Source organism: Streptomyces sp. NPDC088706, from assembly GCF_044752765.1.
Taxonomy (GTDB): domain Bacteria; phylum Actinomycetota; class Actinomycetes; order Streptomycetales; family Streptomycetaceae; genus Streptomyces.
On the sequence record NZ_JBIVLW010000002.1, the window covers coordinates 618,046 to 631,493 of the forward strand.

Here is a 13,448-nt window from a genome sequence, read left to right on the forward strand (position 1 = left end):
CCACCCCCCTCACCACGCCCCGTAGAATTGACCCAACACCCGGCCGGGCGGCCGGGTGGTGACCCGAGGAGCCCCCTTGGCTGCTGAGCTGCATGTCGAGCTGGTCGCCGCGGACCGCAGCGTATGGTCCGGCGAGGCCACCCTGGTCGTCGCGCGTACCACGTCCGGCGACATCGGCGTCATGCCCGGTCACCAGCCGCTTCTCGGTGTGCTGGAATCGGGCCCGGTGACGATCCGCACGAGCGAGGGCGGTACCGTCATCGCCGCTGTGCACGGTGGTTTCATCTCGTTCGCGGACAACAAACTGTCGCTGCTGGCCGAGATCGTCGAGCTGGCGGACGAGATCGATGTCCAGCGCGCCGAGCGTGCGCTGGAGCGCGCGAAGGCCGACGCGGACGCCGCTGCTGAGCGGCGCGCCGAGATCCGTCTGCGCGCGGTGGCGGTGCACTAGCACCCCCACGGACAGATGTTCTTACTCAGCCGCGGCCCGAGCTGGATCCATCCAGCCGTGTCGCGGCTGAGGCGATGCAGGTGCAATTCAGTTCGATTCGGTTCGTTACCCGTTACTCGACGATGCGAGGAGGTCGGTGGAGATGGTCCTCGCATTGTGGGTGGGCGTATCGGTCATCGTGCTGGTCCTGGTGGGGCTGTTCGTCTTCGGCTTGCGCCGGCGGCTGATCCAGCGGTCCGGAGGCACCTTCGACTGCAGCCTCCGCTGGGACGTCTCCGAGGAGCCGGACCCCTCCGGCAAAGGCTGGGTCTACGGGGTCGCCCGCTACAGCGGGGACCGCGTCGACTGGTTCCGTGTCTTCTCCTACGCTCCTCGCCCCCGCCGGGGCCTGGAGCGTTCTGCGATCGAGGTGATCGCCCGCCGGCTGCCGGAGGGCGAGGAGGAGCTCGCGCTGCTGTCCGACTCCGTCGTGCTCGGCTGTCTCCACCGGGGGACCCGCCTGGAGCTGGCGATGAGCGAGGACGCCCTGACCGGCTTCCTCGCCTGGCTGGAGGCGGCGCCGCCCGGCCAGCGGGTCAACGTGGCGTAGGGCGAAGGCTCGTACACAGCGAAAAGCCGGGGAGACGGGGGGCGGACCCGTCTCCCCGGCGCTTTTCGGGGTGGTGCGTGCCGTTATGGCGTGGGGGTCACTTCAGACCGCTGTTGATCGCGCTCACCAGTTCACCGTTGCTGGTGTCACCGGAGAACTCCCAGAAGAACGCGCCACCGAGGCCCTGGCTCTTCGCCCAGGTCATCTTGGTGCCGATGGTGGCCGGGGTGTCGTAGCTCCACCAGTTGGTGCCGCAGTGGGCGTAGGCCGTGCCGGCGATGGTGCCGGTGGCCGGGCAGGTGTTCTTCAGGACCTTGTAGTCCTCGTTGCCCGCCTCGTACGTGCCCGGGGCCGCGCCGGTCGCCGTGCCGCCGGGGGCGGACTGGGTGACGCCGGTCCAGCCGCGGCCGTAGAAGCCGATGCCGAGCAGCAGCTTCTTGGCCGGGACGCCCTTGGCCTTCAGCTTGGCGATGGCCTCGGAGGAGGTGAAGCCCTGCTGCGGGATGCCGGTGTACGGGGTCAGCGGCGAGTGCGGGGCCGTCGGGCCCTTGGTCGCCCAGGAGCCGAAGAAGTCGTACGTCATCACGTTGTACCAGTCGAAGGACTGGGAGGCGCCGCCGTAGTCGGCCGCGTCGATCTTGCCGCCGCTGGAGCCGTCCGCGGTGATGGCGGCGGTGACCAGGTTGTTCGGGCCGAACTTCGCCCGCATGGCGTCGGCCATGTTCTTCAGCGCGGCCGGGCCGCTGGTGTCACAGGTCAGACCACAGGCGTTGGGGTACTCCCAGTCGAGGTCGATGCCGTCGAAGACATCGGCCCAGCGGGGGTCCTCGACCAGGTCGTAGCAGGACTGCGCGAAGGCGGCGGGGTTCTGCACGGCCTGGGGGAAGCCACCGGACCAGGTCCAGCCGCCGAAGGACCAGAGGACCTTGATGTGCGGGTACTTGGCCTTCAGCTTGCGCAGCTGGTTGAAGTTGCCGCGCAGGGGCTGGTCCCAGGTGTCGGCGACGCCGTCGACGGACTGGTCGGCGGTGTACGCCTTGTCGTAGTCGGCGTAGGAGTCACCGATGGTGCACTTGCCGTTCTGCACGTTGCCGAAGGCGTAGTTGATGTGCGTGATCTTCGCCGCGGAGCCGGACGTCACCAGGTTCTTGACGTGGTAGTTGCGCCCGTAGACGCCCCAGTTGGTGAAGTAGCCCAGGTTGATCTTGTCGCCGCCGGGCTGCTCGCCGCCGCCACCACCGGTGGTGCGGACCGAGACGGAGGCCGAGACGGGGCCGGTCTGGTCGATCGTGTCCCGGGCCTGGACCGCGTAGGTGTAGTCGGTGCCGGCGGTCAGTCCGGTGTTGGTGTACGTGGTGCCGGTGACCGTGGCTACCTTGGCGCCGTTGCGCAGGACGTCGTAGTTCTTGACGCCCTTGTCGTCGGTGGCCGCGCTCCAGCTGAGCTTCACCGAGGTGTTGGTGACGTCGCTGGTGGTGGGGGTGCCGGGGGCCGAGGGCGGATTGTCGCCGGGGACGGTGGAGCCGTCACAGGAGGCGCCGTTCAGCTTGCAGCCCGAGGGGGAGCCGGAGCCGGACCCGTTGAAGCCGAAACTGACGCTGGCGCCGGGGGCTATGGACCCGTTCCAGCTGAGGTTCTTGGCGGTCCAGTGGGTCCCGGCACTCGTGACGGTGGCGTCCCAGGCGGAGCCGACCGAGGTGCCGGAGGGGAAGTCCCACTCGATGGTCCAGGAGGAGAGGGCGGTGGTGCCGGTGTTCTTCACCGTCCACTGGCCCTCGAAGCCGTTGCCCCAGTCCGACTTCTTGGTGTACGTGGCGGTGGCCGACGCGGCTGCCGAGGCGGGAGAGGCCAGACCCACCATCGCGGCCAGCGGGACGACGAGTGCGGTGAGGCCGGCGACGACCTTGGACCGGCCGCTCCGGGTGGGGATCCATCTGAATCTGGAACGGCGTAGGGGGGATTCAGTGCTCAACGGTGCTCCTCGGGTGAGGTCCAGCAAACGGGGGTAATTCGTGGACTGCAAACCCTGCGCCGCCCTGAGTACGGGTGCTTCCGTACTCACCGCAGTGTGTGTGGTGACAGTAGGAAGGTCTGGACCAATCGTCAAGAGGTCTGGACCAAAGACCGAAGGCCGGGAGCCGACCGGGGTCAGACCCCCAACTCCTGTGCGAGGACGGCCGCCTGGACCCGGCTCCGCAGCCCCAGCTTGGCCAGCAATCTGCTGACGTGCGTCTTCACCGTCGCCTCCGCCATCGAGAGCCGCAGCGCGATCTCCGCGTTCGACAGCCCCTCGCCGAGACACCCCAGCACCTCCCGCTCGCGCCGGGTCAGGGAGTCCAGCACCGCCGGATCGGCCGCGGCGGCCGTACGAACGGCCCGTGTCCCGGCGAACTCCGCGATCAGCCGGCGGGTCACCGCGGGCGCGATCAGCCCCTCGCCGCGCCCCACCGTCCGTACCGCCTCCAGCAGGTCGTGGGCGTCGGTGTTCTTCAGCAGGAAGCCGGAGGCGCCCGCGCGCAGCGCCCCGAACACGTACTCGTCCAGGTCGAACGTGGTCAGGACCAGGACGTCCGCCAGCTCCTCGGCCACCACCTGACGCGTCGCCGACACCCCGTCCAGGCGCGGCATCTGCACATCCATCAGGACCAGATCCGGCCGGAGTTCACGCGCCAGCCGCACCGCCGCCTCGCCGTCCCCCGCCTCCCCGACGACCTCGATGTCCGGCGCGCTGGAGAGGATCAACACCAGCCCCGCCCGCACGGCCGCCTGGTCCTCCGCGACCAGTACCCGGATGGTCATTCCCGCATCGTCCTCTCCGTCACGGGCAGTTCGGCCCGCACCCGCCAGATCTTCGTGCCGTCGACCCCCGGTTCGGCCTCCGCGCCGAACGTCCCGCCGAGCAGCGCCACCCGCTCCCGCATCCCCACCAGACCGGCGCCCGAACCCGGCGCCGTGGGCCCGGGACGGCTGCCGAACATACTTCTCACCTCGACCCTCAGCACCTCCCCGTCCCGGCTGAGCCGCACCACGACCGGACCTGGCGCCGCGTGCTTGAGGGCGTTGGTCAGGGACTCCTGCACGATCCGGTACGCGGCCAGCTCGACCGGCGTCGGCAGCGCGCCTGACCCCGCCTCCCGGGTGTCCTCCAGGGTGCAGACCAGCCCGCTGGACGCGCCGTTGCCGTTCGCCTGCTCGATCAGGGCGTCCAGCGAGGCGAGCGTCGGTGCGGCGGCCGGGGCGCCGTCCTCGCCGCCTTCCCGCAGCAGCCCGATCAACCGGCGCATCTCCGCGAGCCCCTCGACGCTGTTCTCCCGGATCACCCCGAGCGCGCGCCGTGAGGTCTCCGGGTCGTCGATGGACAGGGCCGCGGTGGAGTGGATGGCGACGGCGGAGAGATGGTTGGCCACCATGTCGTGCAGCTCCCGGGCCATCCGGGCCCGCTCGGCGATCACCGCCTGGACCCGGTCCATCTCGGCCAGCCGCGCGGTCTGGTCGGCGGCCAGCCGGGCGGCCTCGGCGGCGGTGCGGTGATTGCGCACACTCACCCCGGTGATGGCGGGGACGAAGGAGACCAGCCCCGTGACCACCCCGATCAGCAGCGCCTCGGGGGTGCGGAACCAGGCCAGGAAACCGATCGTCGCCGCCACCGTGATCAGCAGCGTGACCACCGGGATACGGCGGGCCGCCGCCGGGGTCCCGTACAGCACGGCCGCGTACATGACGTCCGTGAACATCAGCACCGTGGCCAGGTCGCCCCGGGTGAACTGGTCCGCGACCAGCGCGGCCGTGCCGACGAGCAGCGCCGTCCGCGGGGCGCTGCGCCGCAGCAGCTCCATCGCGGCCAGCACGGTCAGCGGCACCAGGGTGATCCAGGGTGCGGCGAAGGGGCGGCCGCCCTGGGTGTGCAGCCCGAGCAGCCACAGGAGCAGCCCGCCGAGCAGCCCGGAGACGGCGAGGGCCACGTCGTCGCGGTGGGGGCGGATCGAGGTGAACACCTCTCCATCCAACACGCACCGCCGCCGCCGGGCCTCCCTTCGCAGACCGATGCGCGGCTACATCGAAGGATGCAGTGCCGTTTCGTCACTGCCGACGACGTATCCCCGCCCGGCGGACGGGACGCTGAAGGGGAACGGGAGGAGAGAAACTGTGATTGCCCTGCTGGTCGTGGCCTGCGAGGTCGCGTTCTGGGTGCTGCTGGCGGCAGGACTCGCCCTGCGGTACGTCGCCAGGAGACCGAGGCTCGGCGCGGCCGTGCTGCTCTGCGAGCCGCTGCTGGAGGTCGTGCTGCTGGTGGTGACGGCGATCGACCTGAAGAACGGCGCCGAGCCCGACTGGAAGCACGGTCTGGCCGCCGTCTACATCGGCTTCACCGTGGGCCTCGGCCGCCACACCATCCGTTGGGTGGACGCCCGCGTCGCCCACCGCTGGTTCGGCGGGCCGCCGCCGGTGCGGCCGCCGAAGTACGGCACGGCGCGCGCCGTGCACGAGTGGCGCACGGCCGCCCGCTGGATCCTCGCCGCGGTGGTCGCGCTGGGCCTGCTCCAGGCGGCGATCCGGTACGTCGGCCCCAGCGGGGAGATCAGCTCGCTGCAGGGCTGGCAGCAGAAGATGGTCCTGGTGATCGGCATCAACCTGATCATCGCCGCGGGCTACACGCTCTTCCCGAAGCGGGCGCCCGACGGTTCCGTCGAGCGGGAGCCGGCCGGGAAGTAGGACAGGCGCCGGCCCGGGAGGGTCAGCGCTCGCCCCCCGGCACCCACAGCACGTCCCCGACCTCCTTGTTCGCGCTCCGCGCCAGGATGAACAGGAGGTCGGAGAGGCGGTTGAGGTAGGTGGCGGTCAGCGCGTTCATCACCTCGCCGTGCACCTCCAGCGCCGCCCAGGTGGACCGCTCGGCCCGCCGGACCACCGTGCACGCCTGATGGAGCAGGGCGGCCCCCGGTGTGCCCCCGGGGAGGATGAAGCTGCGGAGCTTCTCCAACTCCTCCAGGAAGCGGTCGCAGTCCGCCTCCAGCTTGTCGACGTAGGACTGCTCGACCCGCAGCGGCGGGTACTTCGGCTCCTGGACCACCGGTGTGGACAGATCGGCGCCGACGTCGAAGAGGTCGTTCTGCACCCGTACGAGGACCTTCACCACGTCCTCGGACAGCTGCCCCAGCGCGATGGCGGTCCCGATCACCGCGTTGGCCTCGTTGGCGTCCGCGTACGCCGCGATCCGCAGATCGGTCTTGGCGGTGCGGCTCATGTCGCCGAGGGCCGTGGTGCCCTGGTCGCCGGTCCGGGTGTAGATGCGCGTCAGATTGACCATGGGGCCAGCCTAGTGAGGCTCCGGGGCCTCAACTACTCGTGGCACGGAGCCTCATGACGCGTCCCGGTGTGATGTCCGTCATTCGAGACGTGACGCGCATCTCTTCACGGCCCGAGCGCCCCCGACGGGTACTAATCTCCGCCGGAGAGCATGTGAACCGTCGTGAACGGACGCCGCAGAGGCGGACAGAGAACAAGGGGTGCGAACGTGGCCAGGAAGCTCGCCGTCATCGGAGCCGGACTCATGGGATCCGGGATCGCGCAGGTCTCCGCCCAGGCGGGCTGGGACGTCGTGCTGCGCGATGTCACCGACGCGGCGCTGACCCGCGGCCTCGACGGCATCAAGGCCTCGTACGACAGGTTCGTGTCCAAGGGCAAGCTGGAGGCGTCCGACGCCGAGGCCGCGCTCGCCCGCATCACCGCGACCACCGACCTCGACGCCGTCGCGGACGTGGACGTCGTGGTGGAGGCGGTCTTCGAGAAGCTGGAGGTCAAGCACGAGATCTTCCGCGCCCTGGACAAGGTCGTCGGGGAGGACACCGTGCTCGCCTCGAACACCTCCGCCATCCCGATCACCAAGATCGCGGCCGTGACGGAGCGTCCGGAGCGCGTCGTCGGCGTGCACTTCTTCTCGCCGGTCCCGATGATGCAGCTCTGCGAACTGGTACGCGGCTACAAGACCAGCGACGAAACCCTCGCCACCGCGCGGGAGTTCGCCGAGTCCGTCGGCAAGACCTGCATCGTCGTCAACCGCGATGTGGCAGGCTTCGTCACCACCCGGCTCATCTCCGCCCTCGTCGTCGAGGCCGCGAAGCTGTACGAGTCGGGCGTCGCCACGGCCGAGGACATCGACACCGCCTGCAAGCTGGGGTTCGGCCACGCCATGGGCCCGCTCGCCACCGCCGACCTGACCGGCGTCGACATCCTGCTCCACGCCACCGGCAACATCTACACCGAGTCCCAGGACGAGAAGTTCGCCGCCCCCGAGCTGATGCGCCGGATGGTCGACGCAGGTGACATCGGGCGCAAGAGCGGGCAGGGCTTCTACACGTACTGACGGCAGCCGCACCCCTGCCCCGCCGGCCCGCCGCCGTCGGGGCCCGGGGAGCCGGGGCGTGCACCCGGCCGTGTCCGGCCTCCTGCGAACCGACGTCACTCCACCGGGTGAATTCGGTATCGGTTCGCTTACAGACGGCAACTTCCCTGTCGTTGCGGCAGTCAGTTGTGGCAGAGACAGAACAGACAGACGACCTCGCTACGGAGCGACAGCAGGGGAGCGCATATGCATATCAGGGGCGACCACGCCGAGCTGGTCGTCGGGGGCCGCCTCGACGTCCGAAGCGCGGCGGACGCCCGTACGGTCCTGCACTCGGCCGTCGACGACGGAGCCGGCGATCTGGTGCTGGACCTGACCGAGCTGAATTCCTGGGACGCCACCGGACTCGGCGTCATCATGGGGGCCCACCGCCGGGCCGGCCGGGCCGGGCGCCGTCTGGTGCTGCGCGGCGTGCCGCCGCAGATGCAGCGCCTCCTGGTGGCCACCCGGCTGCACCGCATCCTGGCGATCGAGGGCGGGATCGCCGCCGACTCGCTGCCGCGCGTCTGAGCCGGAACGGAACCGGCCTGCTGCCGCGCGTCCGGGCCGGAACGGGACCGGCCCACCGACGCGCGTCCGACTGCGGACGGACGGACCGCACCCAGCGGCAGAAGACGCGCAATCCTCACCGGAATGTGACGTCCCGGACGGCATGGCACCCCGCCCGTGCGTGGATACTGTGCGAAGGTCTAGGGTTCGGCCGTCTGCCCCATGACACCCACCCGAGGCAGACACCGGACCGGAAGCGACAGCGGGGCGTGCGAGGCCGGAGGGGCATACCGAGCGCGACGCGTCTGGGGGACTTACCGATGGACCCGACACACCAGGGGCCGGAAGAGTACGGGCAGGGCCACGACCGCTCCGACGACCGGCGACGGCCGTCCCGCGAGCCCAACGCCGCCGACTTCGGCCAGCCGGCACCGCAGCAGGTCCGCGTCGTCCAGCTCACGGTCGGCGACCTCCTGCTGACGGTCAACCCGGTCGACGGCAGCGAGGTCGAGACCTGCCCGCCCGGCGCGGAGCCCGAGGCACCCGTGCGCCGCACCCCCGCCGAACGCGCCGACCACGAGCGGGCCGGCGCCCCGCCCGTACCGCCGGGTCCGCCCGCCCCGCAGCTGCCCCTGCTGGAGCGGCAGGAGGAGCGCGAGCGGCTGGTGGGCCTGCTGGCGCGCGGCCGCAGCGTCCGCCTCACCGGCCAGGCCGGATCGGGCCGCACCGCGCTGCTGGACGCCGTCGCCGCCGACTGCGCGGACCTGGCCCCCGACGGCGTCGTACGCCTCAGCGGCCACCGGCGCACCGCCGCCGACCTGCTGTACGGCCTCTTCGACGCGGTCCACCGCGCCCCGCTGCACCGCCCGGACCCCGAGGAGTTGCTCGCCCTCGTCCGTACCGTCGGCGCCGTCGTCGTCATCGACGACCTGGAGATCGGCGGGGCCGCCCTCGGCGAACTCCTCGAAGCCACCCCCGAGTGCGCCTTCCTGCTCGGTACCGCCCCCGACCTCACCGCCTCCGGTGTCGAGCCCCACCTGGAGGAGGTCCTCCTCGCGGGCCTCGGCCGCGCCGCCTCGCTGGAGCTGCTGACCAAGGTCGTCGAGCGCCCGCTCACCGAGGACGAGCGGAACTGGGCGGGCGACCTCTGGTTCGAGTCCGAGGGGCTGCCGCTCCGGTTCGTCCAGGCCGGGTCGCTGCTGCGCCAGCGCGACCGGCTCAACACCGACCCCGCGCCCTTCGACGAGTACGACTACTTCGAGCCACGCCCCGGCGACGCGCCCCCGGTGCCCGAGGCGCCCACCCCCGAGACCGCGGAGGTGCCGCTGCCGAGCCTCGGCGAGGGGGCGGCACCCGCCGTCCTGCTCGCCTCCCGGCTCAGCGAGGCGGCCCGTGAGACCCTGCGCTTCACCGTCGCCCTCGGCGGTGAGGTGCCGCACCAGGCCCATCTGCCGGCCCTCGTCGGCGACACCCACGCGGACGCCGCCCTCGGTGAACTCGCGGGCTGCGGGCTGCTCTCCCCGGCGGGCCCCCGCTACCGACTCGCCGCCGGTGTCCTCGCCCAGCTGGAGGCGGGCGGCTACGCGGAGAGCGCCGCGACCCACGCCCGTACCGCCGCTCAGCACTACGCCTGGTGGGTCTCCCACCCCTCGGTCACCCCGCAGCGGGCCGCCGCCGAGGCCGACGCGATCGTCGCTGCCCTGGGCCGGCTGATCCCCGACGCCGAGGCGGGCCAGGCCAGTGCGGCCGTCCTGCTGGCGCGCAGCGCGGCTCCGGCCCTCGCCGCCGGGCTGAGCTGGGGCGCCTGGGAGAAGGCGCTCAGGGCCGGCCAGGAGGCCGCCAGGATCGCCGGTGAGGTCGCCGAAGAGGCGTACTTCCACCACGAGTTGGGCGTCCTCGCCCTGTGCGCCGGCAGCCTCGACCGGGCCCGTACGGAGCTGGAGACCTCGATCTCCATGCGCGGTGCGCTGGCCGACCGGTCCGGGGCGGTGGCCGGCCGCCGAGCCCTCGCCCTGGTCGCGGACCGCTCCGGCGGCCTCGAACCCCCGGCCCGGTCCCAGGCGGGCGACGAGCTGCCCGCCGTACGCCAGGACGTCCACCCCGGTACGCCGCCGGCCGGGTTCCCGGCCCCGCCGCTCCTCGCCCGGCAGTCGGTCGGGGAGGCCCCGACCGTGGTCGCCCCGCACCCTGCCCCCGCACCGAAGCGGGGCCGCGGCGGCGCGATCCTGGGCGGCGCCCGGCGCAACCTGGCCGCGGCGGGTGCGGGCGCGCTGCTGATCGCCGTGCTCGGCACCGTGGTCACCCTCGGCGTCACCGCGGGCGACAGCGAGGAGCCGGGCAGCCGCAACGTCACCACCGAGCAGTCGTCCCCCGAGGACAGCACCGACGACGGGATCCCCGCCGACGAACCCGACGACGGCCCGGCGCCGGACGGCGGGGCGCCCGGCAACGGGGCCCCCGTGACGCCGGGCTCCTCGGGATCCGCCACGCCCGCCACCTCCGGCTCGCCCTCCCCGGACCCCTCGTCGTCCAACGGGAGCCCGCCGGGTACGGGCGAGCCGTCGAGCGGGCCGCCCACCGACGACCCGACCTCCGGCGGGCCGTCCCCGAGCGGGAAGCCGACCCCACCCACGAAGCCGCCGACGACCCCGCCCACCACACCACCGACGACGCCGCCCACCGAGACGCCGACGACCCCGCCGACCGAGACGCCCACCGAGGAGCCCCCGGGCGACCCGGACACCTCCTCCTCCGCCAGCGGCCCCGCCGAGTCGGCCACCGCCACCGCTGAGACCCCCGCGCAGAGCGGCGACCCCACCGAGGCGGCCGCCTGACACACAGAAGCCGGGCGTCCCCACTGGGGGCACCCGGCTTCGGCCGCTCAGGGGCGGACGGTCAGAACAGCCGCAGCTTGTCGTCCTCGATGCCGCGCATCGCGTCGTAGTCGAGCACCACACAGCCGATCCCGCGGTCGGTCGCCAGCACGCGCGCCTGCGGCTTGATCTCCTGGGCGGCGAAGATGCCCCTGACCGGGGCGAGGTGCGGGTCGCGGTTGAGCAGTTCCAGATAGCGGGTGAGCTGTTCCACCCCGTCGATGTCGCCGCGCCGCTTCAGCTCCACGGCCACCGTCCGGCCGTCCGCGTCCCGGCAGAGGATGTCCACCGGGCCGATGGCGGTCGGGTACTCGCGGCGGATCAGGGTGTGGCCCTCGCCGAGGATCTCGATCCGGTCGGCGAGCAGCTCCTGGAGGTGCGCCTCCACCCCGTCCTTGATGAGTCCCGGGTCGACGCCCAGCTCGTACGAGGAGTCGTGGAGGATCTCCTCCATCGTGATGATCAGTTTTTCGCCCGCCTTGTTCACCACGGTCCAGACGCCCGCCTCATCGCCGGCGCCCTCCTTGAGGGTGCACGGCGGGGACATCCAGTTGAGCGGTTTGTACGCCCGGTCGTCGGCGTGGATCGAGACGCTGCCGTCCGCCTTCACCAGGATCAGACGGGGGGCGGAGGGCAGGTGGGCTGTGAGCCGGCCCGCGTAGTCGACGGAGCAACGGGCGATGACGAGACGCATGGTCGGCAACGCTACTCGACGACGGGGGCCCGACGCGATTTCCCCATCCGTCGACCCCTGTCACTCGTACCCCGGGCCTGAGCGGCCGAACGGGCTTGCCCCTCTTTGCGCCCCTTCGATCGTGGCCGGTTGTGTTCCCAATCTCCTGGTGCGGCTCCTCCCGCACACTTAACGTGGATGCAGGAGGTCGCCGCCCGTGCACGCTGCGTCGTCGCCCTTCTTCCCTGCCCGTAAGGCCTCGGTCACCGTCCGGGGCCGCGAGAGGAGAACCCATGTCGCTCGACGTCTCACCGGCGCTGTTGGAACAGGCCGAGCGAGGCGAGGTCGACGAAGCCGACTTCGTCGACTGCGTCCGGACCTCCCTGCCTTTCGCGTGGGAGATGATCAGCTCTCTGGTGGCTCAGCTGAAGGTCGACGGCGGCCAGTTCGCCGACAACCGGACGCCGCCGCCGGACGAGCAGGCACGTGGTCAGCTGCTGCGTGCGCTCGCGAGTGATGCGATACGCGGCGCGCTCCAGCGGCACTTCGGAGTGCGTATCGCCTTCCAGAACTGCCACCGCGTCGCGGTGTTCCCGCTGGACGCCTCGGTCGACGACCGACTGGCCAAGTTCACCTCGGTGAGGGGCCAGTTGCTCAACCAGTCGCCCGAACTCCGGGACTGCTGAACGCTTCTGCTGCCGCTTCGGGCCGCGGGAGGTGCAACTGGCTCCGGGGCGGCAGCTCCCGCACCACCGCACCACGCGAGGTCGTTTCGCATGCACTGCCGCAGGTCAGGTGAGCAGCGGCAGCACATCGGCGCCCAGCCGCCGCACGTTCTCCTCGGTCGCCGCGAGGTCGCCCGACCCCTCCACCAGGAGCGCGAAGCGGGTGATGCCGGTCCGCTCGGCCGTGGCCGCGAGCCGGTCGGCGGCCAGCCGCGGCGGGCCCACCGGGTGCAGTCCGCACAGCAGCTCCGTGTACGCGACGGGGTCCCGCATCACGCGCTGCCGGTCGTCGACCGTGACATGGGCGTCCAGACCCTGACGCAGCCAGCCGGGCATCGTCTTCACCAGCGTCTCCGTGGCGTCACCGGGCCCGTCCGCGATCTGGGCCACCCCCGCGGACACATGTGCGGCCCCCTCGACCACCTCCGGCGGATGGCCGGCCTCCCGGGCCGTCGTACGCCACAGGGCGACCATCTCCGCCTTCTCCTCGTCCCCGCAGTGCATGCCCAGCAGCATCGGCAGCGCCCGGCCCGCCGCCAGCCGCACGGTCTTCGGCGAGGTGCACGCCACGATCACCTCGGGGCCCCCGGCCGAGCCGTCGTCCAGCAGCTCGTCCGCGCGCGGCACCACCGCCACCTCGCGGAAGCCGAACCGCGCCCCGCGCCCGGCGACCCGCGGCTCCCGCAGCCAGTCGAGCAGCAGCTCCAGCGCCTCGGGGAAACCGTTCTCGTACGCGTCGAGACCGCCGCCGAAGACCTCCAGGTCCACCCACGGTCCACCCCGGCCCACCCCGAGCGAGAACCGTCCGCCGCTGGTCAGATGGAGCAGCGCGGCCTGCTCGCCGAGGGCCACCGGGTGGTGGTTGGGCAGCACGCTGACGGCGGTGCCGACCCGGATCCGCCGGGTCCGGCCGAGCAGCAGCGCGGCCAGCGTGGTGGCGGACGGGCAGACCCCGTACGGCACGAAGTGGTGCTCGGCCAGCCACACCGAATCGAGCCCGGACTCCTCCGCCGCCTCGGCGGACCGGACGGCCCGGTGCAGGGCCTCGCCCGGCCCCTGGCCCGGGAACTGAGCTGCCAGAACGAACGTTCCGATGCGCATCGCGTGTTGCCTCCTCGCGGCCGACGCGTGTCTCCCCCACCGGCAACAACGTCTGACACGTGCCAAAGGCACGGTCCGGGGCGAAGTTGTTGCGATTTTCCGCTAACTCACTCCCGTGCCCGATCGTGTCGGATCTCGTACGGA

The 13,448-nt window shown here is 72.0% G+C and carries 13 protein-coding genes; 7 read left to right on the plus strand and 6 right to left on the minus strand.

The window, feature by feature from the left end; translation table 11 throughout:
- Nucleotides 1-76 precede the first annotated feature (76 nt).
- On the plus strand, nt 77-451 hold the full coding sequence (locus ACIQAK_RS08430; protein WP_366387499.1) for a F0F1 ATP synthase subunit epsilon: 375 nt from the start codon (nt 77-79) through the stop codon (nt 449-451).
- 142 nt (nt 452-593) lie between these two features.
- Nucleotides 594-1,040, plus strand: coding sequence for a DUF2550 domain-containing protein (locus ACIQAK_RS08435; protein WP_030569125.1), 447 nt, complete (start codon nt 594-596; stop codon nt 1,038-1,040).
- Nucleotides 1,041-1,137: 97 nt separating this feature from the next.
- Here the strand turns inward: ACIQAK_RS08435 and ACIQAK_RS08440 are convergent, their stop codons facing one another.
- The 3 genes from ACIQAK_RS08440 to ACIQAK_RS08450 form a co-directional block, all read right to left on the minus strand.
- Complete coding sequence (locus ACIQAK_RS08440; protein WP_366387500.1) at nt 1,138-3,012, minus strand: glycosyl hydrolase family 18 protein; 1,875 nt, start codon at nt 3,010-3,012, stop codon at nt 1,138-1,140.
- Nucleotides 3,013-3,188: 176 nt separating this feature from the next.
- On the minus strand, nt 3,189-3,839 hold the full coding sequence (locus tag ACIQAK_RS08445) for a response regulator transcription factor (RefSeq protein WP_366387501.1): 651 nt from the start codon (nt 3,837-3,839) through the stop codon (nt 3,189-3,191).
- Nucleotides 3,836-5,035 (minus strand): histidine kinase, encoded by a 1,200-nt coding sequence (locus ACIQAK_RS08450; protein WP_366387502.1) that lies wholly within the window; start codon nt 5,033-5,035, stop codon nt 3,836-3,838. The genes ACIQAK_RS08445 and ACIQAK_RS08450 overlap by 4 nt, the downstream gene beginning before the upstream one ends.
- A gap of 151 nt (nt 5,036-5,186) precedes the next feature.
- On the opposite strand from ACIQAK_RS08450, the gene ACIQAK_RS08455 reads away from it, so the two are divergent.
- Entirely contained in the window at nt 5,187-5,753 is a 567-nt protein-coding gene (locus ACIQAK_RS08455; protein WP_366387503.1) for a hypothetical protein, read from the plus strand.
- 22 nt (nt 5,754-5,775) lie between these two features.
- On the opposite strand, the gene ACIQAK_RS08460 is transcribed toward ACIQAK_RS08455, so the two are convergent.
- Nucleotides 5,776-6,348: a cob(I)yrinic acid a,c-diamide adenosyltransferase gene (locus ACIQAK_RS08460; RefSeq protein WP_366387504.1), complete on the minus strand. Its 573-nt coding sequence runs from the start codon at nt 6,346-6,348 to the stop codon at nt 5,776-5,778.
- Nucleotides 6,349-6,555: 207 nt separating this feature from the next.
- Here ACIQAK_RS08460 and ACIQAK_RS08465 point away from each other — a divergent pair, with 207 nt between their 5' ends.
- From ACIQAK_RS08465 to ACIQAK_RS08475, 3 genes are all read left to right on the plus strand, one after another.
- On the plus strand, nt 6,556-7,404 hold the full coding sequence (locus tag ACIQAK_RS08465; protein WP_366387505.1) for a 3-hydroxyacyl-CoA dehydrogenase family protein: 849 nt from the start codon (nt 6,556-6,558) through the stop codon (nt 7,402-7,404).
- A gap of 225 nt (nt 7,405-7,629) precedes the next feature.
- Complete coding sequence (locus ACIQAK_RS08470) at nt 7,630-7,953, plus strand: STAS domain-containing protein (protein WP_018492200.1); 324 nt, start codon at nt 7,630-7,632, stop codon at nt 7,951-7,953.
- A gap of 299 nt (nt 7,954-8,252) precedes the next feature.
- Nucleotides 8,253-10,766 (plus strand): ATP-binding protein, encoded by a 2,514-nt coding sequence (locus ACIQAK_RS08475; RefSeq protein ID WP_366387506.1) that lies wholly within the window; start codon nt 8,253-8,255, stop codon nt 10,764-10,766.
- Between the two features lie 61 nt (nt 10,767-10,827).
- On the opposite strand, the gene nucS is transcribed toward ACIQAK_RS08475, so the two are convergent.
- On the minus strand, nt 10,828-11,499 hold the full coding sequence (nucS, locus tag ACIQAK_RS08480) for an endonuclease NucS (RefSeq protein WP_366387507.1): 672 nt from the start codon (nt 11,497-11,499) through the stop codon (nt 10,828-10,830).
- Between the two features lie 272 nt (nt 11,500-11,771).
- Between nucS and ACIQAK_RS08485 the strand changes: the two genes are divergently transcribed.
- Entirely contained in the window at nt 11,772-12,164 is a 393-nt protein-coding gene (locus ACIQAK_RS08485; protein WP_366387508.1) for an SCO5389 family protein, read from the plus strand.
- 105 nt (nt 12,165-12,269) lie between these two features.
- Here ACIQAK_RS08485 and ACIQAK_RS08490 read toward each other — a convergent pair whose 3' ends face one another.
- Nucleotides 12,270-13,304, minus strand: coding sequence for an LLM class flavin-dependent oxidoreductase (locus tag ACIQAK_RS08490; RefSeq protein WP_366387509.1), 1,035 nt, complete (start codon nt 13,302-13,304; stop codon nt 12,270-12,272).
- Nucleotides 13,305-13,448 lie beyond the last annotated feature (144 nt).

Coding starts and splice junctions, on each gene's coding strand:
- ACIQAK_RS08460 (WP_366387504.1), bottom strand. CDS start 6,348: ATGGTCAATCTGACGCGCATCTACACCCGGACCGGCGACCAGGGCACC.
- ACIQAK_RS08485 (WP_366387508.1), top strand. CDS start 11,772: ATGTCGCTCGACGTCTCACCGGCGCTGTTGGAACAGGCCGAGCGAGGC.
- ACIQAK_RS08470 (WP_018492200.1), top strand. CDS start 7,630: ATGCATATCAGGGGCGACCACGCCGAGCTGGTCGTCGGGGGCCGCCTC.
- nucS (WP_366387507.1), bottom strand. CDS start 11,499: ATGCGTCTCGTCATCGCCCGTTGCTCCGTCGACTACGCGGGCCGGCTC.
- ACIQAK_RS08435 (WP_030569125.1), top strand. CDS start 594: ATGGTCCTCGCATTGTGGGTGGGCGTATCGGTCATCGTGCTGGTCCTG.
- ACIQAK_RS08445 (WP_366387501.1), bottom strand. CDS start 3,839: ATGACCATCCGGGTACTGGTCGCGGAGGACCAGGCGGCCGTGCGGGCG.
- ACIQAK_RS08475 (WP_366387506.1), top strand. CDS start 8,253: ATGGACCCGACACACCAGGGGCCGGAAGAGTACGGGCAGGGCCACGAC.
- ACIQAK_RS08490 (WP_366387509.1), bottom strand. CDS start 13,304: ATGCGCATCGGAACGTTCGTTCTGGCAGCTCAGTTCCCGGGCCAGGGG.